At 69.0% G+C, this 17,446-nt stretch carries 19 protein-coding genes and 1 pseudogene; 5 read left to right on the forward strand and 15 right to left on the reverse strand.

Features of this window, described 5'->3' with window-relative positions; genetic code table 11:
* Window positions 1-132: 132 nt before the first annotated feature.
* The gene (locus ACFXJ5_RS35565) at window positions 133-525 is read left to right on the forward strand and encodes a hypothetical protein (RefSeq protein WP_384640700.1); all 393 of its coding nucleotides are present in this window, start codon (window positions 133-135) and stop codon (window positions 523-525) included.
* Between the two features lie 40 nt (window positions 526-565).
* On the opposite strand, the gene ACFXJ5_RS35570 is transcribed toward ACFXJ5_RS35565, so the two are convergent.
* The 11 genes from ACFXJ5_RS35570 to ACFXJ5_RS35620 all read right to left on the reverse strand — a co-directional run bounded on the left by ACFXJ5_RS35570 (window position 566) and on the right by ACFXJ5_RS35620 (window position 10,884).
* Window positions 566-1,651, reverse strand: a complete 1,086-nt coding sequence (locus tag ACFXJ5_RS35570; RefSeq protein WP_384640703.1) for an integrase — start codon at window positions 1,649-1,651, stop codon at window positions 566-568.
* A 178-nt stretch (window positions 1,652-1,829) separates the two neighbouring features.
* The gene (locus ACFXJ5_RS35575) at window positions 1,830-2,330 is read right to left on the reverse strand and encodes a flavin reductase family protein (RefSeq protein WP_384640706.1); all 501 of its coding nucleotides are present in this window, start codon (window positions 2,328-2,330) and stop codon (window positions 1,830-1,832) included.
* Window positions 2,327-2,830, reverse strand: a complete 504-nt coding sequence (locus tag ACFXJ5_RS35580) for an NAD(P)H-dependent oxidoreductase (protein WP_384640709.1) — start codon at window positions 2,828-2,830, stop codon at window positions 2,327-2,329. Before ACFXJ5_RS35580 ends, ACFXJ5_RS35575 begins: the two co-directional genes overlap by 4 nt.
* Entirely contained in the window at window positions 2,827-4,233 is a 1,407-nt protein-coding gene (locus ACFXJ5_RS35585; protein ID WP_384640712.1) for an MFS transporter, read from the reverse strand. Before ACFXJ5_RS35585 ends, ACFXJ5_RS35580 begins: the two co-directional genes overlap by 4 nt.
* Window position 4,234: 1 nt before the next feature.
* Window positions 4,235-5,560 (reverse strand): NtaA/DmoA family FMN-dependent monooxygenase, encoded by a 1,326-nt coding sequence (locus ACFXJ5_RS35590; RefSeq protein ID WP_384640758.1) that lies wholly within the window; start codon window positions 5,558-5,560, stop codon window positions 4,235-4,237.
* 5 nt (window positions 5,561-5,565) lie between these two features.
* Window positions 5,566-6,225 carry a cysteine hydrolase family protein gene (locus ACFXJ5_RS35595; protein ID WP_384640715.1) on the reverse strand — a complete coding sequence of 220 codons (660 nt, stop codon included), beginning with the start codon at window positions 6,223-6,225 and terminating at the stop codon, window positions 5,566-5,568.
* On the reverse strand, window positions 6,225-7,286 hold the full coding sequence (locus tag ACFXJ5_RS35600) for an LLM class flavin-dependent oxidoreductase (RefSeq protein WP_384640717.1): 1,062 nt from the start codon (window positions 7,284-7,286) through the stop codon (window positions 6,225-6,227). Before ACFXJ5_RS35600 ends, ACFXJ5_RS35595 begins: the two co-directional genes overlap by 1 nt.
* An 80-nt stretch (window positions 7,287-7,366) precedes the next feature.
* On the reverse strand, window positions 7,367-8,482 hold the full coding sequence (locus tag ACFXJ5_RS35605; RefSeq protein ID WP_384640720.1) for an ABC transporter substrate-binding protein: 1,116 nt from the start codon (window positions 8,480-8,482) through the stop codon (window positions 7,367-7,369).
* A 113-nt stretch (window positions 8,483-8,595) separates the two neighbouring features.
* Complete coding sequence (locus ACFXJ5_RS35610; RefSeq protein ID WP_384640723.1) at window positions 8,596-9,450, reverse strand: ABC transporter permease; 855 nt, start codon at window positions 9,448-9,450, stop codon at window positions 8,596-8,598.
* Window positions 9,451-9,466: 16 nt separating this feature from the next.
* A complete protein-coding gene (locus ACFXJ5_RS35615) occupies window positions 9,467-10,288 on the reverse strand; it encodes an ABC transporter ATP-binding protein (RefSeq protein ID WP_384640726.1) in 822 nt (273 codons plus the stop codon).
* A 170-nt stretch (window positions 10,289-10,458) separates the two neighbouring features.
* Entirely contained in the window at window positions 10,459-10,884 is a 426-nt protein-coding gene (locus ACFXJ5_RS35620) for a hypothetical protein (RefSeq protein ID WP_384640728.1), read from the reverse strand.
* A 292-nt stretch (window positions 10,885-11,176) separates the two neighbouring features.
* On the opposite strand from ACFXJ5_RS35620, the gene ACFXJ5_RS35625 reads away from it, so the two are divergent.
* Complete coding sequence (locus tag ACFXJ5_RS35625) at window positions 11,177-11,806, forward strand: nucleotide-binding protein (RefSeq protein WP_384640730.1); 630 nt, start codon at window positions 11,177-11,179, stop codon at window positions 11,804-11,806.
* Complete coding sequence (locus ACFXJ5_RS35630) at window positions 11,803-12,027, forward strand: hypothetical protein (protein WP_384640761.1); 225 nt, start codon at window positions 11,803-11,805, stop codon at window positions 12,025-12,027. The genes ACFXJ5_RS35625 and ACFXJ5_RS35630 overlap by 4 nt, the downstream gene beginning before the upstream one ends.
* A 166-nt stretch (window positions 12,028-12,193) precedes the next feature.
* On the opposite strand, the pseudogene ACFXJ5_RS35635 reads toward ACFXJ5_RS35630, so the two are convergent.
* Both ACFXJ5_RS35635 and ACFXJ5_RS35640 read right to left on the reverse strand, forming a co-directional pair.
* A pseudogene (locus tag ACFXJ5_RS35635) lies at window positions 12,194-12,421 on the reverse strand (hypothetical protein); the annotation flags it as partial.
* Window positions 12,422-12,606: 185 nt separating this feature from the next.
* Window positions 12,607-13,191, reverse strand: coding sequence for a CGNR zinc finger domain-containing protein (locus tag ACFXJ5_RS35640; protein ID WP_384640733.1), 585 nt, complete (start codon window positions 13,189-13,191; stop codon window positions 12,607-12,609).
* Window positions 13,192-13,405: 214 nt separating this feature from the next.
* Between ACFXJ5_RS35640 and ACFXJ5_RS35645 the strand changes: the two genes are divergently transcribed.
* Together ACFXJ5_RS35645 and ACFXJ5_RS35650 are read left to right on the forward strand one after the other, a co-directional pair.
* Window positions 13,406-14,098 (forward strand): haloacid dehalogenase type II, encoded by a 693-nt coding sequence (locus ACFXJ5_RS35645; RefSeq protein ID WP_384640736.1) that lies wholly within the window; start codon window positions 13,406-13,408, stop codon window positions 14,096-14,098.
* Window positions 14,099-14,606: 508 nt separating this feature from the next.
* Window positions 14,607-15,227: an L-threonylcarbamoyladenylate synthase gene (locus ACFXJ5_RS35650; RefSeq protein WP_384640739.1), complete on the forward strand. Its 621-nt coding sequence runs from the start codon at window positions 14,607-14,609 to the stop codon at window positions 15,225-15,227.
* Window positions 15,228-15,494: 267 nt separating this feature from the next.
* On the opposite strand, the gene ACFXJ5_RS35655 is transcribed toward ACFXJ5_RS35650, so the two are convergent.
* Window positions 15,495-16,352: an oxidoreductase gene (locus tag ACFXJ5_RS35655; protein ID WP_384640742.1), complete on the reverse strand. Its 858-nt coding sequence runs from the start codon at window positions 16,350-16,352 to the stop codon at window positions 15,495-15,497.
* A 77-nt stretch (window positions 16,353-16,429) separates the two neighbouring features.
* Window positions 16,430-17,251 (reverse strand): class I SAM-dependent methyltransferase, encoded by an 822-nt coding sequence (locus ACFXJ5_RS35660; protein ID WP_384640745.1) that lies wholly within the window; start codon window positions 17,249-17,251, stop codon window positions 16,430-16,432.
* Window positions 17,252-17,446 lie beyond the last annotated feature (195 nt).

Raw genomic sequence — 17,446 nt, forward strand, 5'->3', positions numbered from 1 at the left:
TGGCGGATTTCGCCAACTACAGCGCTCGACGCCCGTCCGCCCCCGGCCCTACGGGGCCGCAGAGGAAGCCTGGGTGCGACAGCGACACCCAAGTCCCTGGCAGTTGGGCGCGTGTCGTGAGACCGTCCGCAGGTGACCGACGCTGCCGGAAAAACGATCTCGGGACGACCGCACGATCGCACCGCGTCCGTCCTGCGCTTCGGGGTGGAACTCCTCGCCTGGGTGGCGACCCCCTGGGCGCTGACCGGCTACTCATGGCTGCTAGCCGCTCTGTCCGTGGTGCTCCTGATCGGGCTTCCGACGTGCCTGTCCACCCCAGGTGACAAGGCCAACGTGATCATCGCCGTTCCGGGCTGGGCCACGATCCTTCTCGTGCTGCTCCAACTCGCCGCGGCCGTGGCCTCGTCATGGCTGGCCTGGCCCGCCTGGGCAGCCATCCCGGTGACCCTGCTGGCTGCCGCCGCTCTCGTCACCGAGCGCCCACGCTGGCGATGGCTGGCTTCCGCGAACCAACTCGCCAACTGAGGCGCCGTTACGCCAACTGGTGCTCAGCCACACCAGGCCATCAGCTGACAACACAGCTGCCCGGGCGTGCCTGAGCTGACCCGGCCCTAGGCACGCCTCCCCTTCGCTCGGAGGGTTTCGTGCTGGTTTTTCTCCGCTTCCTTGGGGTCGCGGGCGCCTGGGTTGCCATCTTCGCCGCCTTCGTGATCGGCGCGTTCGTCGTCTCCACCGGCCTGGCGCCGTCAGTCGCCACGTTCCACAAAGACCCGGGGCGGTCCACCGCTGCCCCAGGGGGCCGGCGGCAGTGAGTCATACCACGCCAGGCGGCCGGGCAGGCTCCGCTGGCGACGGTCATGCCTCGCCCAGGTCGGTACAGTGTGCGATCGTCGCATCGTCCGCCGGCACCGCGTGGCGCGCCTCGGCCTGCCGGACACGATGAATGATTTCGGCGGGTCCGCTCGACGCCAGGACTGGCCATGACCCCTGGCCAGTCGGCGAGCCGGAACCGGTCCACGATGCGGCTGGCTCCATTGCTGAGCAGGACGGCACCGGTCAGTTCGGAGATCGGACAGCTTCCGGTGATCGCCTCGTCTGCCGCCCGCGGGTCGTCCTTGGCCACCCAGAAGCCGCCCGGCTGGTTCCGGTTGGCGCGCAAGGCTCGGAGGACTCGGTGGAACTCGTCGCCACCCTCGGCGGCGGCCTCGAGCGCGGACCCGTACGACCGGCTGATGATCACCTCCCGGGGATCGGAGACGACGAGCGGCGCACCGTCTGCTCTGTCAAGCACGAGGACCGAGTCACCGAGCACCAGGTGCTCGACGAGGCCGTCGGACAGGCGCAGGATGGCCACGGTCGCCGACGGACTGATGGGGTCGGCGACGTCGCAGGTGCCCCGGTGATCGTCCGTCACCTGCTCGATGGCCTCGGCGAGCAGCGCCGCAAGGCTGCGGTCCCGCACGAGTGACAAGAGGCGGAGGAGGCTGCCTCCCAGGCGGCTGGCGTACCAGGCCACGCCGTGCCGGCAGATCGATTCGGTGCCGGAGATGCCGGCGCCGTCGATCAGCACCGCTGCCGTCGGTACGGCGCCCGTGAAGTCCTCGTTCGCGTGGCCGGTCCGTGCCGCAGCACTCGTCATCGTCACCCGCATGCCCTGCCGCCGCCCTCCCGCCGATTGAGGCGTCGACTCTAACAACCGCCGACGCGCTTGGGGCGCACACATCTGCCGCCGCGCAGACGCGTCGGGCCCACAGTCCGGCCTCTTGATCAGAATCCGGATGTGCCGCGATTCGCGAGTGTCGCGTCACTTCGCCGGCACCGACGCCGCCTCAACTGCCAAGCATCTTCAGCGTCTGACGGTGCCACACGAGCGGATTGCGCTCATCGTCGGTCATCATGGCGAGCACGCGCAGCACGATGATGTCGTGATCGCCGGCCGGGTAGCTGTGTTCGACGGTGCACTCAAGCACGACCGGCGCGCCCTTGAGGAAGATCGCGCCGGATTCCGCTTCCACCGTACCGAGACCGGCGAACCGGGCTTCCTTGCTGCGGGACGCGAGTTGCCGGGCCTTGCCGGTGTGCCCCTCGCCCAGGATGGAGACGCCGATCGCCCGTGCACGGGACAGCACCGGCCAGGTCGTCGAGGTGTGCTGGGCGGCGAAGGAGACCATGGGCGGGTTGTACGAGACCCCGACGGCGAACGAGGAGACGACCATGACGGTCGGGTCGCCGTGGACGAGCGCGGACAGGGCCGCGACTACCGACGGGAACCCGGAGAAAGCCCTCTTCATCTCGCCGGGATCCGAAGTGAAGCCCTGTACTGACGTCATGAGCCGGCCCTCGTCTTCGGGGCGTCGATCACGATCCGGCCCCACCGCCCGATCCAGCGGGCGAGCGAGTGGTCCGACGTGTGCGTGGAGTCGAGCTGGTAGAGGCCCTGCGCGGGGCAGGTCGCAGCGAGCTCGACGAGCACTGGCTTGACGGTGAGTTCCGGGGCGAGCGCGTGTGTGGGTCCCGCACCGAGCAAGGGGGGCGACGCCATCTGGCCCGCGAGGCCGGTCGCTGTGGGGAACTGGTCGAGGAAGAGCTCGAGCAGGCCGGTGCAGGTGCCCTTGTGGGTGGGCGACGCCGCGATCACGACGTCGGTGGCCTGGGCCCGCTCGACGGCAGCGGCGACGTCCGGGGCGTCCCAGCCGAGCAAGCCGGCCCGGAGCGCGGCGACTTCGACGGCCTCGCACTCGAGCCCGAGGGCACAGGCGGGGCGCTCGGCGGCATCGCTGGTACGCGAGGCGGTTTTGGGGTTTCCGGCGACGGCGACGGCCTTCATCATGCGACTCCGGTGGGTACGTGTGGCGCGGCCGATGCCGCCGGCGATCCGGCCTCGTGATGGTCTGCGTGGAGGAACGCGGCCGCGAGGAGACAGAGCAGTCCGGCGGCGGCGAGGCCTGCGAGGGTGGCCGCGTAGCCGAATCCGGTCAGCACAACGGCGGAGATCGCGCTGCCGAGCACGGCGCCGAACTGCTTCATGGCGTTGAAGGCTCCGGACGCCGCTCCGACGGCCTCCGGAGCGACCGCGGTCACCGCCGCGATCGACAGGGGTGACCAGACGAAGGAATTGGCGACTCCGTACAGGGCGAAGGCGGTGGTCAGCGCGGAGACCGGTGCGTCCGTCGACACGAGGACCGCCGACGCCGCGATGGACAGGACGAGCGCCAGCGAGCCGATGGCGGCGACCGCACGGGATCCGACCCGGTTGTTGAGCCGGGCCGAGACCGGCGCGCCGAGCAGGCACACCACACCCATCGGTACGAGGGTGAGGGCCGCCGCACCGGGACCGAGCCCGCGCTCGTGCTGGAGGTAGAGCATCAGCGGGATCATGGCCGAGCCGGAGCAGAACGCCGCGGCGGCGGCGCCGCAGGCGGCGGTGACGAACCCGCGGCTGCGCAGCAGCTCGATCGGTACGAGCGCACTCGGCCCTTCGTGGCGCTGGAGCCAGACGACAGCCGCGACGATCAGTGTGCCCGAAACGGCCAGCAGCCACCGGGGGACGCCCAGCGCGTCGGCGCTCGCGGCGTCCGTGCCCTGGATGCCGAGCACGAGTGCGCAGACGCCGGTCGCGTTCGCGCAGATCGCCCAGACCGGGATGTCCGCCGCTTGACGCGGCAGGACCGGAACGAACGCGGACACGGCGACCATCGCAGCAGCGCCGACCGGTACGTTGACCCAGAACACCGCAGGCCATCCGCCGCCTGCGACGAGCAGGCCGCCGAGCAGCGGTCCCGCGGCCACCGCGGCACCCCCGACCGCGCCCCAGGTGCCGAGCGCGATGGCGAGGCGCGGCGGCTGGAACAGCGCCTTGATGAGGGTGAGGCACTGGGGTGTCATCAGCGCGGCGCCGACGCCCTGTGCCACCCGCCATCCGATGAGTGCCGCAACAGTGGGCGCCAGCGCGCACAGCAGGGATCCGCAGGTGAACGTCATGAGGCCGACGAGGTGGACGCGCCGGTGGCCGTAGCGGTCGCCCAACCGTCCCGCGATGATCAAGGGCACCGCGTACGCGATGAGATAGCCGCTGTTGACCCAGATCGCGAGGGTCTCGGTGGTGTGCAGGCCCGTGATCAGTGCGGGCAGCGCGACCGAGGTGATCGTGCTGTCCAGCAGCAGCATGAAGAACCCCAGACACAGGCTGCCGAGGGCGAGCCAGTGCCGTCGCTCGTCGGCTCCGGCCGCCATCTCACACCGCCAGGTTTTCGCGCAGTGTGGCGCCCGGGTACTTCGCCGCCAGGACGCCGCGACGGCGCAGCTCGGGCAGCAGCAGCTCGCTGATCTCGGCGAAGCCCGAGGGCATGGCCAGCGGGCAGGAGAACATGTAGCCGCCGCGTGATCCGGTCTCGGCGAAGTTCTCCTCCAGCGCGTCGGCGACGGTGGCGGGGTCGCCGACGATGCTGTGGTCCAGACCCGTCGCCCTCCCCCGGCCGTGCGCGAAGAACTCACCGCGGCTCATGGTGTGGTCCTCCCCGAACTCCTCGACGAGCGAGCCGACGAGGCCCGCGGGGCTCGCGTTGGCCGCGACGATCGCGTCGCGCAGCTCGGCCAGGCGGAACGACTGCGGCAGCGTCGACAGGTCGTAGCCGGCGTTGTGCGACAGGTACGTGGCGACCGCTTCCTCGTTCCAGAACTCGTGCACCCCGTCGCGCCGTTCCCGTGCCTCGGCCGTCGTGCGGCCGACGATCACCTGTGTGGCCCAGAGGATGCCCACGTGCGCGGGGTCCCGCCCCTCGGCGAGGAGCGCCTCGTCGAGGAGCTTGCGGTGGCGCTGCTGGGCCGCGAGGTTGCCGCCGAAGCCGAAGACGAGATCGGCGAACCGCGCCGACGCGGCGATACCGCGGGGCGAGTTGCCCGCCTGGACGATGAGCGGGTGGTGCTGCGGACTGGGTACCGACGCGAGCGGGCCCTTGACGGTGAAGAAGCGCCCGTGGTGATCGATCGGATGCACCTTCGCGGGATCAGCGAACCGCCCGGTGTCCCGGTCGCGCACGATGGCGTCGGGTGCGACGGAGTCCCACAGCGCGCGGCAGACCGCGACGAACTCCTCCATCCGCTCGTAGCGCAGGTCATGGTCCATCAGCTCGGCGAACCCGTAGTTCGCCGCGTCCGCGCCGCGCGTCGAGGCGACCACGTTGAAGGCGATGCGCCCGCCCGTGACGTGGTCGAGGGAGTTGAGCAGCCGGGCGACGTAGAACGGGTGCATGAACGTCGAGGAGTACGTCAGGCCGAAGCCGACCTTCTCGGTCACGGTGGACATCGCCGCGATGACCGGGGACATGTCGTGGCGCGGCCACTGGATGCCCCATTCCACGGCCGGTTCGATGCTGCCCCGCCAGGTGCTGGGCACACCGCTTCCGTCGCCGAAGAACAGCATGCCGACGCCGGCGCGTTCGGCCGTCTGCGCCAGCTCCATGAATAGGCGTACGTCCGGAAAGTCCCGCCCGACCCACGAGCCCTGCCGGGCCCACGCACCCTCGGTGTGGGTGAAGGAGAGGTCGAAGCCGATGTGCATGCCGGTCACCGCTCGGCCTTCTTCCAGAGTTCGACGACCTCGTCGGTGTCGCTGAGTACGGCCACGTTCAGTGCCAGTTGGACGAGGGCCGCGGCGTTGACGTCGAGGTCGTAGGCGGCCGTCGCATTCCGCGGGACGACGACGGGCCAGTCCAGCTGCATGGCGTCCTGGGCGGTCGCGTACACGCAGCACTCGCTCGTCAGTCCCACCACGGTGAGCCAGTCGCAGCCGGCCGCGCGCAGCCGGGCGTCGAGATCGGTGCCGAGGAAGCCGCTGTAGCCGCGCTTGACCACGCGCGGCTCGCCCTCGGCGGGCCGCATGCGGTACCAGTCGGCGCCGGTGGTACCGACGAGGCACGGCTCGGCCGGGCTCATGGGCGCGTCGTAGTCGCCCTCCCGCAGCCAGTTGCCCGACCGCCACGGCCGCGCCGGGTCGCTGCCCAACTCGACCCAGACGACGGGCACTTCGGCCGCCCGCGCGGCATCGACCAGGGCGCCGATGCGGGTGACCGCCCGGTCGAGCGCCGTCAGCGCGGCATCCGTCAGCCCGTATCCCTCCAGGCGGTCCGGATCGGCGAAGTCCCCCTGTACGTCGACCACGACGAGCGCGGGCCTGCTGCCGGGCCGGGTGAGATGGGCGAGTTGTCGGTCACGCAGGTCGGACATCAGGCCGCCACCTCGTCGCGGGCGCGCAGGGCGGGCAGCACGGTCTCGCCGAACAGCAGCATGTCCTGGTCGTACTCCGGGAAGATCAGCATGAGTCCGTCCAGGTCGGCCTCGCGCACGATGTACTCGATGTGCTCGGTGACCGTACGGGCCGAACCCGCGACGTACGGGGTCTGGAAGGCTGCCTCCCCGTCGGCGCCGGCGGCCCACGCGCGGGCCTGGTCCTCGGGCACGCCCCAGGTGTGGCGCATATGGGCGAGCGCCTCGCGATCGACTCCCGCGCCCCACTCCTTCACCTTCTTGACGGCCAGCTCGTCCGTCTCGTCCTGGACGACGGTGAGCATCGAATACGTCTTGCAGACACGGCCGTTGGCCTTCGCCCGCGCATGGACGTCAGCGGAGAGCGTCCGCATGTCGTCGAGGCTGTCGGCGGCAAGGAAGGCGCCGTCGGCGTATCTGGCCTGGAACCGGCGCGCGTCCTGTGACCGGCCTGCGCTGATGATGGTCGGGCGGGTGGCCGGATGCGGGCGGGACTCGCAGTCGACAAGGTCGAAGTAGGGCGTGCGCATGGTGACCGAGTGCTCGGTCCACAGCCGGGTGACCGCCTCCGTCCACAGCTCCGTCATCCGGTAGCGGTCCTCATGGCTGAGCTCCGGGTCCCAGACGCCGAACTGCTCGAACTCCCCCGCGTAGGAGCCGTTGACGATGTTCATGCCGGCGCGGCCGCCGGAGACGTCCTGCAGGGTGGTGAACATCTTCGCCGCGATGGCAGGGTTGTGGACGTTCGCGTGCAGGGTCGCCCAGATCTTGACCCGGGTGGTCGCCTCGGCGAGTGCCGACATCATCGTCATCGACTCCAGCGAGCGGCCCCAATGGTCGGTGGTCCCGCCGAAGCCGCGCCACTTCGCCATCGACATGATGAAGTCGAGGCCTATGCTCTCCGCGCGCAGGGCCGCGCGCTTGTTCCACGAGTAGGTCGCCTCGGGATGCGGCGCGGTCGTGGACAGCATCCATCCCCCGTTCCCGATGGGGAGGAAGATTCCGTACTCTTTCGCGGGCACGTTGGTGGGCCTTTCCGTGAGGTTCCTGATGCCGCGTCGGGAGGCCGGGGCCGGCGGGGCCGCCCCGGCGCACGATGCGGCTACGGGGCGGGCCAGACGAGCTTGTCGGCGGCGTAGATGTTCTTGACGAAGGAGGTGTCGAACCACCCCTTGGCCTTGTCGGCGGTCACGCTGCCCGGCACGATCTTGAACTGGTGCAGCATGTCGACGAGCTTGGCCACGTTGTCGGGGTCGACGCCGCCCAACGGCTGCCCGGGCGTCGGGTTGTCCTTGACGACCTGCGTCTCGGTCTTCCAGATGGTGGCGTTCAGCTTCGTGTCGTATGTCGGGCCGGACAGCTTCGCCGCGTACCCGACGCACTCGGCGACGTGCTTGTCGCTGGACGAGCAGTAGTCGTAGGCGTGCAGCGTCGCGCGCAGGATGTCCTCGACGGCGTGCGGGTGCGCCTTGGCGAACGCCGGGTTCACCGCCATCGCGCCGAGCGAGCTGGGGACGTCGTAGTCGACCGGCTTCCACACGGTGACGTCGTGGCCCGCCGCCTTGAGCTGGTTGGGCTCGTTCGAGATGAATCCGGTGAGCGCTTCGAGGCCGCCCTGCTTGCGCGGCAGTACGGACGGGTCGTACCCCTCCTTGACCAGCTTGAGCGAGTTCCAGGTGACGCCCGCCTTGACCATCATCGCTTCGACGGCGGCGGGCACGTAGCCCTTGTGGCCGACGACCTTCCCGTCGAGCTGGGTCAGCTCGGTGATGTCCTTGTTCGTCATCAGGATGTCGAGGCCCGCGTTCGAGTACGAGGAGATGCCCGTGATGTCGATGCCGTTGGCCCGGGCCTGGATGAGGTCCTGCTCCGAGATGGCGGACACGGTCGCCTGCCCGGAGGCGAGCAGCTTGGTGTTCTGCGCCGTGTCGCCCGTACCGGGCTTGAGGTCGACGGTGAGGCAGAGGTCGTCGAAGTAGCCGAGCTTGCTCGCGGCGATGTACTCGAGGATCGACACCGAGGACTGGAACTGGTAGCCCGACAGGTAGGTGATCTTGCCGGCGGCCTTGTTCTCGGCACAGCGCTTGGCTGAGATCGCGGAACCCTTCGAGCCTGTCGAGGTGCTGCCGGCCGAGGTCGAGCCGCATCCCGCGAGGCCGGCCGTCAGCACGACGGCGGTGAGCCCGGTGAGGCCGGATCTGATGAGGCGGTGCTGCATGGGTGACTCCAAACTGGCGATGCCGGCTGGGAATGGGGCGGATGAGGGCATGGATCGCCGAGCGCCCGGCCGTGGCGGGCACGGGCGGAGCGATCGGAGGACGAGGGGACGGGTCAGTCGTGCGTACTGTCGTGCCAGTGCAGCGCACGGCGCTCGACCAGCGTCACGACGAGCAGCAGCAGCACGCCCAGGAGCGCGAGGACGAAGATCGACGCGTACACGACCGGCAGCTGGTTCATCGACGAGGCCACGCTGATCGCGGTGCCGAGGCCGCCGGTCGATCCCGACGCCGACATCTCGGCCACCACCGCACCGATGATCGACAGCGGGAAGACGATGCGCAGCGCGGCGAAGAGGAACGGCAGCGCGGTGGGGATGCGTACGTGCCACAGCAGCTCGACGCGGCCGGCATCCATCGTGCGGTACACCTGCAGCACCTGCTGCGGCACGGACCGCAGACCGGCTGCGGTGTTGATGAGGATCGGGAAGAAGCAGATCAGGCCGGTGATGATGAGCTTGGGCAGCGGGCCGAAGCCGAACGCCACGACCAGGGCCGGTGCGATCGCCACGAGCGGAGTGACGTTGAGCACGACCGCGATCGGCATGACCGCCCGGCGCACCAGCGGGAGCTCGCTGGTCAGCACCGCCAGGACGAACGCGGCGACGAACCCCATCGCCAGGCCGGCCCCCGCCTCGCCCAGGGTGACCAGGGCGTTGTCGACGTAGTAGCCGAGGTTCGCGGCGAGTGAGCTGCTGATGGCCGGCAGCGGCGGCAGCAGGTACGGCAGCGCCTTGGCTCCCCACTGCCAGAAGCCGGCGAGTGCCGCCAGCATCACGGCGAGGGGCAGCCACACGGACGGGCGGATCCACGCGATCCGGGACCTCGGATGCCTGAGGCTGAAGCGCGACGGTTGCACGGGCGGCTCCGCCTCGGTCGCCATGGTGGTGCGTTCCTCAGCTACGGTCATCTCCTCGCACCCTCACTCACGCGGCTTCACTGTGCCAGGCGCGGCGCAGCCGCTCTCGGATCAGGTCCTCGTACTCGTGGAACCGGCGCTCCCCGAAGAGGCGCTCGCCGCGCGGCCGGGGCAGGTCGACGTCGATGGTCTCCACGATGCGGCCCGGGCCCGGGGCCATGACGACCACGGTGTCGGAGAGCCGGACGGCCTCCGACACGGAGTGCGTGACGAACAGGACCGTCGTCTTCAACTCCTCCCAAAGGTCGAGCAGCTGGTCCTGGAGGCTCTCGCGAGTGAATTCGTCGAGCGCGGAGAAGGGCTCGTCCATGACGAGCACGTCGGGCCGCAGGCCGAAGGCGCGCACGATCGCGGCACGCTGCCGCATTCCTCCGGACAGCTGCGCCGGAAGCTTGTGCATGGCCTCGCCCAGACCTGCCCTGACGAGGAGTTCCCTCATGTCGGGGGCAACCGGTGCCGTGTCCCGTCCGGTGAAGTCGGCGATGCGCTCGCGGCGTTTGGCCGCACCCCTGTTGATCTTCTGCGGCAACGTCACATTCCGGAGTACGGACATCCACGGCAGCAACGCGGGGCTCTGCGGCACGAGCCCGATCATCTTGGCGGCACACGCCCTCGCCGGCGGGACACCGTGCACCCGGACCTCGCCGCGGTCGGGCTCTTCAAGTCCGGCGACAAGGCGCAGCAACGTCGACTTGCCGCAGCCGCTCGGGCCGATGAGGCTGACGAAACGGCCGGGCTGCACCGTCAGGTGGACATCGTCGAGGGCAACTGTCGCGGACGACCCGATCCCGTAGACCCTGCGCACCGAGCGCACCTCAAGTGCTGGCATACCTGCCACCTTCACGCTCCCATCCATGTCGCGAGCACGAATGCCCGATCCTGGAAGTCGGAGAGCGTGCGTAGCGAGTTCGACTGACTGCCACGCGGAAATCCGCTTAGGTTTCCCCGACCGTAGGCACCTTGTGTTTCGGCCCGCCGCTGCGGCTGGTTACGCGCGTTTTACGTTCGACGTTGCAGCGTTACGGCCTTACTGCCGTCGAAGACGTAGATCTCGATCCCGAGGTCGGCCGCCGCCCGCGCCACCCAGCCGCCCAGCGCCTGAACGATCAGCTCGGTGACGAGGAGCACGGTGCGCTCGGCGGTCGGAACCGAGTCCCGCAGCCACAGCAGCTTGAACATGTCCGCCATGACCTTGTTGCGGTATGCGGGCTTGTACGCGCCCTGGTTGCTGACCAGTTGGACGAGTACGCGGCCCGCGGAGTCGATCCCCTCGACCTCGACGCGGCTGCCGTCCGGCAGCTTGAGCGGCTTCGGACGCAGCCCGGTACCGAGCCGGTCGCCGAGGGCCATCAGCATACGGCGCTCGATGGAGCCCTCAGTGAAGCGACTCCACTCGGTGGGGGCTTCGAGGATCGTCAGGTGCATCGGGTGGAGTCTAGGAAAGGCCCGTTTCCTGCATGTTTCCTTACCCGGAGAAAGATCCGCACTTCGAGGCCCTGGCAGCGGTCGGCGGCTGTCGTCCGTTACCACTCCAGCCGTGGACCGCGATCACAGAACCTGGGTGGCTTGGCGTCGGGGAACAGGCACCCGCGGCCCGGCGCTTCCGCGTTAGCCCATACGAATGATTCACCGGCACCGCAGGGTGAACGATGAGGCTGTGCGCCCCGCGCCGACGGCATCCGGCCACTCGCGACCACTAGCGTCGACTCCTGTGTCGATGAGCTGTGCTTTTGTGAACCTGAAACCCGGAGTGGGAAAGACGACCAGCGCCGTCTGGTTGGCTCACGCACTTCACGAATCGGGCATCCCACCGCTGCTGGTGGACAGTGATCCCGCCTCCTCCGCGCTGCGTTGGAGCGAACTGGCAGGTGGCTTCCCGTTTCCTGTGGTCGCTCTTCCGGTGGGCGACGTGCACCGGCGCGTGAACGACTTCCTCGGCGACCGGCAGGCCGTGGTCTTCGACGCCCCGCAGCTGGAGGACCACGCCCACATCGCCCGGAGCATCATGAGGTACGCGAGCGAGTGGATCGTGCCGGTGACCCCGGCCCCCATCGAGCTGGATCGCATGGCACCCATCGGCGGCGAGATGGGCGACGTACAGTCCTTGCGCGCCCACCCGGCCCACGCCGCCGTCCTGCTCAACCGCACCAACCGCCCCGACGCCACCCGCACCGGACCCGACGCCGACGCCCGCGAAGCCCTCACCGAACGGGGCTTCGAAGTGCTGTCCACCCATATCCCGCGGCTCGACCTGTACTCCCAGTCATTCGGCAGCCCGGTCACGGTCAAAGGCTCCGCGTACATGGACCTCGCAGACGAACTCATCAAGCGTCAGGACAAGCCGTGAACCAGCGCAAGGACACCTACCGAGCCGCACTCCAGCGCGAGCCCGATACCACCGCACCCCGCCCCGCCAAAGTCACCCACCTACACACCCGGTACATCCGGGTGACCATCGAACTCGACCCCGCCCTGCCGCACGACCTGACCCGATGGGTGCAGCCACCGGTATCCGCACTGATGCGCGCCGGCGCCGCCGTACTGCGACCCCTGAAAGGCCAACCGTAAACCGGGGGAAGCGCGTCAGCCGGCCTGCCGCCGGTTGGTCGTGGAGCGGTAGGTGAGGGGTTCCCGCAGGCCCAGGTGCTCGCGCAGCGTCGTACCCGTGTACTCGGTGCTCATGCAGCATCTTCCAACTGCCGTTCCGCCGCACGATGACGTTGGTGCCCCGCCCCTGGCCAGAGCGTGGCTCGCCATCCGCGACACCGGTGGACCGGATCTCCCGGATGCAGTCATCACGGCAATGCTCACCCACGGCGGAATCCACGGCTCGACGCCGAACGTCGTGTGGTCGCGGTGGGCCTGGGCCAGGTGGGACTGAAGACAGTCGATTAACGCTTTCGCCAGTCGCCGTACGAGACCGGGATGGGCCGCTGCACGGGCAGCGGCTTGATGCCGGCATTGCCGATGACGTGTTCCCCGACCCGGAGCCCGCAGGAAGCGAAGTCGGCGCCGAGCGCGGTGAATTCGACGGGGTTTCAGCCGAGGCCGACCCCTCTGCACCGAGATCAAGGAGGATCGGGTGCTTGAGGGAGTCCTCATCGCCGAAAGCCTGCGTATCGGGGCCAATAAAGATGGGAGTCGTATCTACTCCGGGTGCCTCGGTTCCCGGGTCGTCGACGCTTGGTTCTCCCTGGGATAGCGACCCTGTTCGGCGGCTTGCCTGCGGGCTCGATAGGCCGCGGCTTTTACGCGATTGCCGCAACCCTCCATGCCGCACCAAGTGCGACGTGAACCACGGGAGCGGTCGAGATAGACGCGAGTGCAGCCCGAACGACCGCACTCCTTCAAGCACGCGTGGCGGTCAGCAAGCGCGGTGATCCCGCTGCGTGCGACGTGGGCGAGCGCCGAGCGGAGATCTCCTGACAGATGCAAGCCTGCGTCGCTGAGTTCGACCGTGGGTACCGGCCCGACAGCGGCGTCGTTGACGATATCCAGGCTGGTCGGCGCGAAGCGACGATCCCGCATGCGATCGAGCGCCAGCTGGTAGATCGCCTCGCGGAGCTGCAGCGCGGATGTGAAGGTCGCGACATCGGCGGTCACCTCATCGGGGAGCTCGCCGCATTCGAGGACCCACTGCTCAAGATCGGCGGGGGCGACCAGGAGGTCGACGGGCTTGTCTCGACGGGACCCCACGGTACCGACCAGGTCCAGAGCTGGGTTGCCACTCACGAATGCGAATCTCACGTCACCATCTTGACTGGTGACGTGAGGTCGAGCAACCCTCGTTACCTGCTGAACCGGTGACGCGACTGGGGCTGGTGCGCCGGATTGCCCGCGCACACGGGGCGTTGAAAGCGCACGGAACTGGGCAACCCTCCTGACTGTCCAGTTCACGTGTTAACCCGGGCCCCGTCGCGCCCGACCACCACAAAGAGGAGACCGGATGGCCGAGGCATGCGACATCGAGGTCGTCGTCTTCGACGTCCTCGGAACGATGGTCGACGAGCCAGGCGGACTTCGAGCGGCCATTCGCGACGCGGTGCCCGCGTCCGACGATACGTCTGTCGACCAGCTGCTCACCGTGTGGCGAGAGCATGTCGAGCACGAGCAGCAACGCATCGGGGAAGAAAGCCGTGCATACGTCAACACCGACATCATCGACCGCGAGGCAGCTCAACGCGTCGCCGACTGTGCCGGGCTCACCGACCCGGTGGCCATCGAGCGACTGGCCACCGCGGGTCAGCGTCTAAAGCCCTGGGACGACTCCCTCACCGGACTCACGCGCCTCGCGCGGCGATTTCCTGTGCTCGGGCTCTCCAATGCCAGTCGCGCGACTCTGCTCCGTCTCAACGCATACGCCGGGCTGCGCTGGCACCAGGCCTTGTCAGCCGAAAATGCCCAGGCCTACAAGCCCGCACCGGAGGTCTACCAGCTCGCGGTCGACGCGGCAGGATGTCCGTCAGAGCGCGTGTTGATGGTCGCCGCCCACGCCTGGGACCTTCGCGGAGCTCAGGCGGTGGGGATGCGAACCGCCTACGTTCAGCGACCAGTCGGGGATCCTCCGGAGAGGACCGACACCTTCAATTGGCGGTCAAACAGCCTGGATGAGTTGGTCGCCGCGCTGACGGTGACGTAGAAGCCTCGATCCGATGAATGATTCCCGCGCCCAGAGGTGAAGGTTCGCTGAATGGGCGTCGCGTCGAACTCGTATCCCTGAAACACGAAGTGATACCAGCACGCTGACCGACGTTCCGCTGCAGGTAACCAAGATCGCGCGGATCGAGGTGTCCACTGCCGCAACCGGCCGGCCTCGGCGGTCGGCACAGGCGCGCTCTTGACAAGGCCGCCCAGCTGCCACGTACGTTCATCCCGCACCATCAAGAGCGTCCGAGAGACCTGGATCGTCGAAGCCGCGGCCACTACGCGTTGCGATCCGCGACGCTGCCTGACGCTGACGCCAGGCCGATGGAAGTCACCGTGAGGGCATCGCGCGTCGGACTGGTCGGAACTGCGGTTCTGCTGCCGGTCTGGACGAAGCGCCGGCACGTGGACCATGAGTGGGGGTCATGGCCCAGGCGGTAAGGAGGCGCAGTCGCCACGAGCGTCACCTGAGCGCGGATGTCCTGATCACGTAGGGTCGGCGGATGGCGAAATATTTCGACGTGCACCCCGAGAATCCTCAGCAGCGCAGCATCAGCAATGTGGCTGACATTATCCGCTCCGGCGCGCTCGTCGCGTATCCGACGGACTCCTGTTTCGCACTGGGATGCCAGCTGGGCAATCGTGACGGCATCGGGCGGATCCGCTCGATCCGAAACCTCGACGATCGTCACCACTTCACCCTTGTGTGCCAGAACTTCGCGCAGTTGAGTCAGTTCGTGCGGGTCGACAACGACGTGTTTCGCGCGATCAAGGCAGCAACGCCCGGCAGCTACACCTTCATCCTCCCTGCCACGAAGGAGGTGCCGCGCCAGCTACTGCACCCAAAGAAGAAGACAGTCGGAGTCCGGATTCCCGACCATGTCGTTGCTCAGGCATTGCTCGCCGACCTCGGTGAGCCGCTGCTCTCCAGCACACTGCTCCTGCCCGACGAGGACGAGCCGATGACGCAGGGCTGGGAGATCAAGGAACGGCTCGACCACGTGGTGGATGCCGTGGTCGACTCGGGTGACTGCGGCACCGAGCCGACCACGGTCATCGACTTCTCCGGCGGCGAAGCCGAGATCGTACGTCGAGGGGCAGGTGACACCTCGCGGTTCGAGTAGCCAAGGCTGGAGGCAGCCGGACAGTCAACCGACGCCAGCCCGGCTACACATCGGAACGCCTGCGGCCCGTCGCACTCACCGTTGGCCGGGGCCGGGTTCGGACTCGGATGTCGCAGCGCACCGCTTCACGCCTGCCGATCAGGGCCGCGGCCTGGGCGGTGGTCGCTGCCTCCTGCCCCTCCTGTGAGTTGCGGGCCTGCCGGCAGGCGCCGTCCCGGGTAGAAAGGTCAGGACGGCTGCGGGGGTGACGCACGCTGCCTTTACCCCTTACGCGAGCTCGGCGAGGTCCTCCGTGCTCAGCCTCAGCGCGCCCGCGCCGATGTTCTCTTCCAGGTGGTCCAGTGAGCCGGTGCCGGGGATGAGCAGGATGTTCGGCGATCGGGCCAGCAGCCAGGCCAGGGCCACCTGCGGCACGGTGACACGGTGGCGGGCGGCGACGGCGTCCAGGTGCTCGGCCGTGACCGGCTGGAAACCGCCGACCGGGAAGAAGGGGACGTAGGCAATGCCGGCCTCGGCACAGGCATCGATGAGTGGGTCGTCGTCACGTCGGGCCAGGTTGTAGAGGTTCTGGACACAGGCGATCGGCGCGATCTTGCGGGCCTCGGCGAGCTCGGCGGCGGTAACGTTGGAGATGCCCAGATGGCGGATCAGGCCTTCCTCGCGCAGCGCGAGGAGGGTTTCCAGGGGCGCGGCCAGGGGTGCCTCGGTCCGGTCGAGGTCGCCCATCCGCAGATTCACCACATCCAGGCGGTCCACGCCGAGCGAGCGCAGGTTCGCCTCGATGCCACGGCGCAGGTTGTCGGGGGTCAGGCCGGTCTTCTCCGCCGCCGGCAGAGCGATGTCAGAGCCCTCGACCAGCGCGCCCACCTTGGTCACGATCACCAGGTCGTCCGGATAGGGGTGCAGCGCCTCCCGGATCAGCTCGTTGGCCGCCACCCCGTCGCGCGAGTAGTAGTGCGAGGTGTCGATGTGGTTCACCCCGAGTTCCACGGCCCGGCGCAAGATGGCCAGTGCCGTTTCCCGGCTGGGCCGGTCGCCCCTCGGCCAACCGGTCAGCTTCATCGCGCCGTACCCGATCCTCGCGACGCTCAAGTCGCCGCCCAACGCCCACTGTTCCCTGGTCATGATCACCACCCTAGGGCTCCGACTGGATCGTTCCGGTCGGCCTGCTCTTGCCGGTGGCGATTGTGGTTTGGCGGCGGTCACGCGATAGCTGGTTTGCGGGCCAGTTCGTAGGCGAAGCTGACCGTTTCGGTGAGGCGGTCGTTGGCTGTGTGGCGGCTGAGTTCGGCAGTGAGGTCGGCGTCGAACTCGGCGGCGTGGTCCGCGAGCACCGGGGGCGGCAGGAACGATGTCGACCGGATGTGGCCGGCGAGTTCAGGGATCGTCCAGTGGTGCTCGACAGAGAACTCGTGGCGTCCGGCCGGCTCGAACCCGGCACGGGACGATGCTGCGTGGTCAGGGTCCCGCTGCCTTGCCCGGTCCCAGCCCGGCGGAACGCGGCCGGACGCGCCGAGGGCGTTCTGCCATGTGCGCACCATGCTGTCGAGCGTCCGCTGCCAGTCCTGGGTGCCCGCCCACGGGGAGGTCGACCAGCACAGCGCGAGGCAGCCGCCGGGTTTGAGCCAAGCGTAGGCGCGCTCGGCGACCAGGGCGCGGCGGAGCCGGTGGAAGGCATTGCCGATGACGATCAGCTCGAAGCTGGCTGGCTCGGCGTTAAGATCCTCGGCGCTGGCGGTGACCGCCCGGATGTGGGCCGCGCTGAGGGCGATCGCCTTGGCGCGGACCACCTCGGTCATGTCGGGTTCGGCGTCCACGGACCATACTTCCGCGAACCAGCCGCGCAGCGGGAAGGCGAGCTGGCCGGTGCCGCATGCCAGGTCGAGCAGGCGCCCGCGCCCTGACGGGGCTGCCCGGCGTGCGAGGTCGGCGATCATCGCCTCGGGGTAGGGAAGCCGGAACTGGTCGTAGTATCCGGCGGTGCCCCGGTACAGATCGGGCTCGAACCTCACCTCGCCGGCCATGCGACCACCATCGCACAGGGCAGCCTGGCCCCGGGAACGCGGCGGGGATTGAGGCGGGCGGCCGACCTGCTCACCCGGATCGCCGCCACCCGTCCGTGGATCACGAAGGCCCGTACGGTCACCCGGTCCCGCCGGGCGCACCGGAACAACGCCCCCGGGCCCCGGGGGGGGGTTCGGGGGGGGCGGGGCGGGTGG

The organism is Streptomyces sp. NPDC059373 (genome assembly GCF_042751495.1).
Classification (GTDB): domain Bacteria; phylum Actinomycetota; class Actinomycetes; order Streptomycetales; family Streptomycetaceae; genus Actinacidiphila.

What these genes read in the sequence shown, in the direction of transcription:
- ACFXJ5_RS35605 (WP_384640720.1), bottom strand. Translation starts at nt 8,482, where the DNA reads ATGCAGCACCGCCTCATCAGATCCGGCCTCACCGGGCTCACCGCCGTC.
- ACFXJ5_RS35570 (WP_384640703.1), bottom strand. Translation starts at nt 1,651, where the DNA reads ATGCGGGTGACGATGACGAGTGCTGCGGCACGGACCGGCCACGCGAAC.
- ACFXJ5_RS35585 (WP_384640712.1), bottom strand. Translation starts at nt 4,233, where the DNA reads ATGGCGGCCGGAGCCGACGAGCGACGGCACTGGCTCGCCCTCGGCAGC.
- ACFXJ5_RS35595 (WP_384640715.1), bottom strand. Translation starts at nt 6,225, where the DNA reads ATGTCCGACCTGCGTGACCGACAACTCGCCCATCTCACCCGGCCCGGC.
- ACFXJ5_RS35615 (WP_384640726.1), bottom strand. Translation starts at nt 10,288, where the DNA reads ATGCCAGCACTTGAGGTGCGCTCGGTGCGCAGGGTCTACGGGATCGGG.
- ACFXJ5_RS35625 (WP_384640730.1), top strand. Translation starts at nt 11,177, where the DNA reads ATGAGCTGTGCTTTTGTGAACCTGAAACCCGGAGTGGGAAAGACGACC.
- ACFXJ5_RS35650 (WP_384640739.1), top strand. Translation starts at nt 14,607, where the DNA reads ATGGCGAAATATTTCGACGTGCACCCCGAGAATCCTCAGCAGCGCAGC.
- ACFXJ5_RS35610 (WP_384640723.1), bottom strand. Translation starts at nt 9,450, where the DNA reads ATGACCGTAGCTGAGGAACGCACCACCATGGCGACCGAGGCGGAGCCG.
- ACFXJ5_RS35660 (WP_384640745.1), bottom strand. Translation starts at nt 17,251, where the DNA reads ATGGCCGGCGAGGTGAGGTTCGAGCCCGATCTGTACCGGGGCACCGCC.
- ACFXJ5_RS35645 (WP_384640736.1), top strand. Translation starts at nt 13,406, where the DNA reads ATGGCCGAGGCATGCGACATCGAGGTCGTCGTCTTCGACGTCCTCGGA.
- ACFXJ5_RS35620 (WP_384640728.1), bottom strand. Translation starts at nt 10,884, where the DNA reads ATGCACCTGACGATCCTCGAAGCCCCCACCGAGTGGAGTCGCTTCACT.
- ACFXJ5_RS35580 (WP_384640709.1), bottom strand. Translation starts at nt 2,830, where the DNA reads ATGATGAAGGCCGTCGCCGTCGCCGGAAACCCCAAAACCGCCTCGCGT.
- ACFXJ5_RS35655 (WP_384640742.1), bottom strand. Translation starts at nt 16,352, where the DNA reads ATGACCAGGGAACAGTGGGCGTTGGGCGGCGACTTGAGCGTCGCGAGG.
- ACFXJ5_RS35590 (WP_384640758.1), bottom strand. Translation starts at nt 5,560, where the DNA reads ATGCACATCGGCTTCGACCTCTCCTTCACCCACACCGAGGGTGCGTGG.
- ACFXJ5_RS35575 (WP_384640706.1), bottom strand. Translation starts at nt 2,330, where the DNA reads ATGACGTCAGTACAGGGCTTCACTTCGGATCCCGGCGAGATGAAGAGG.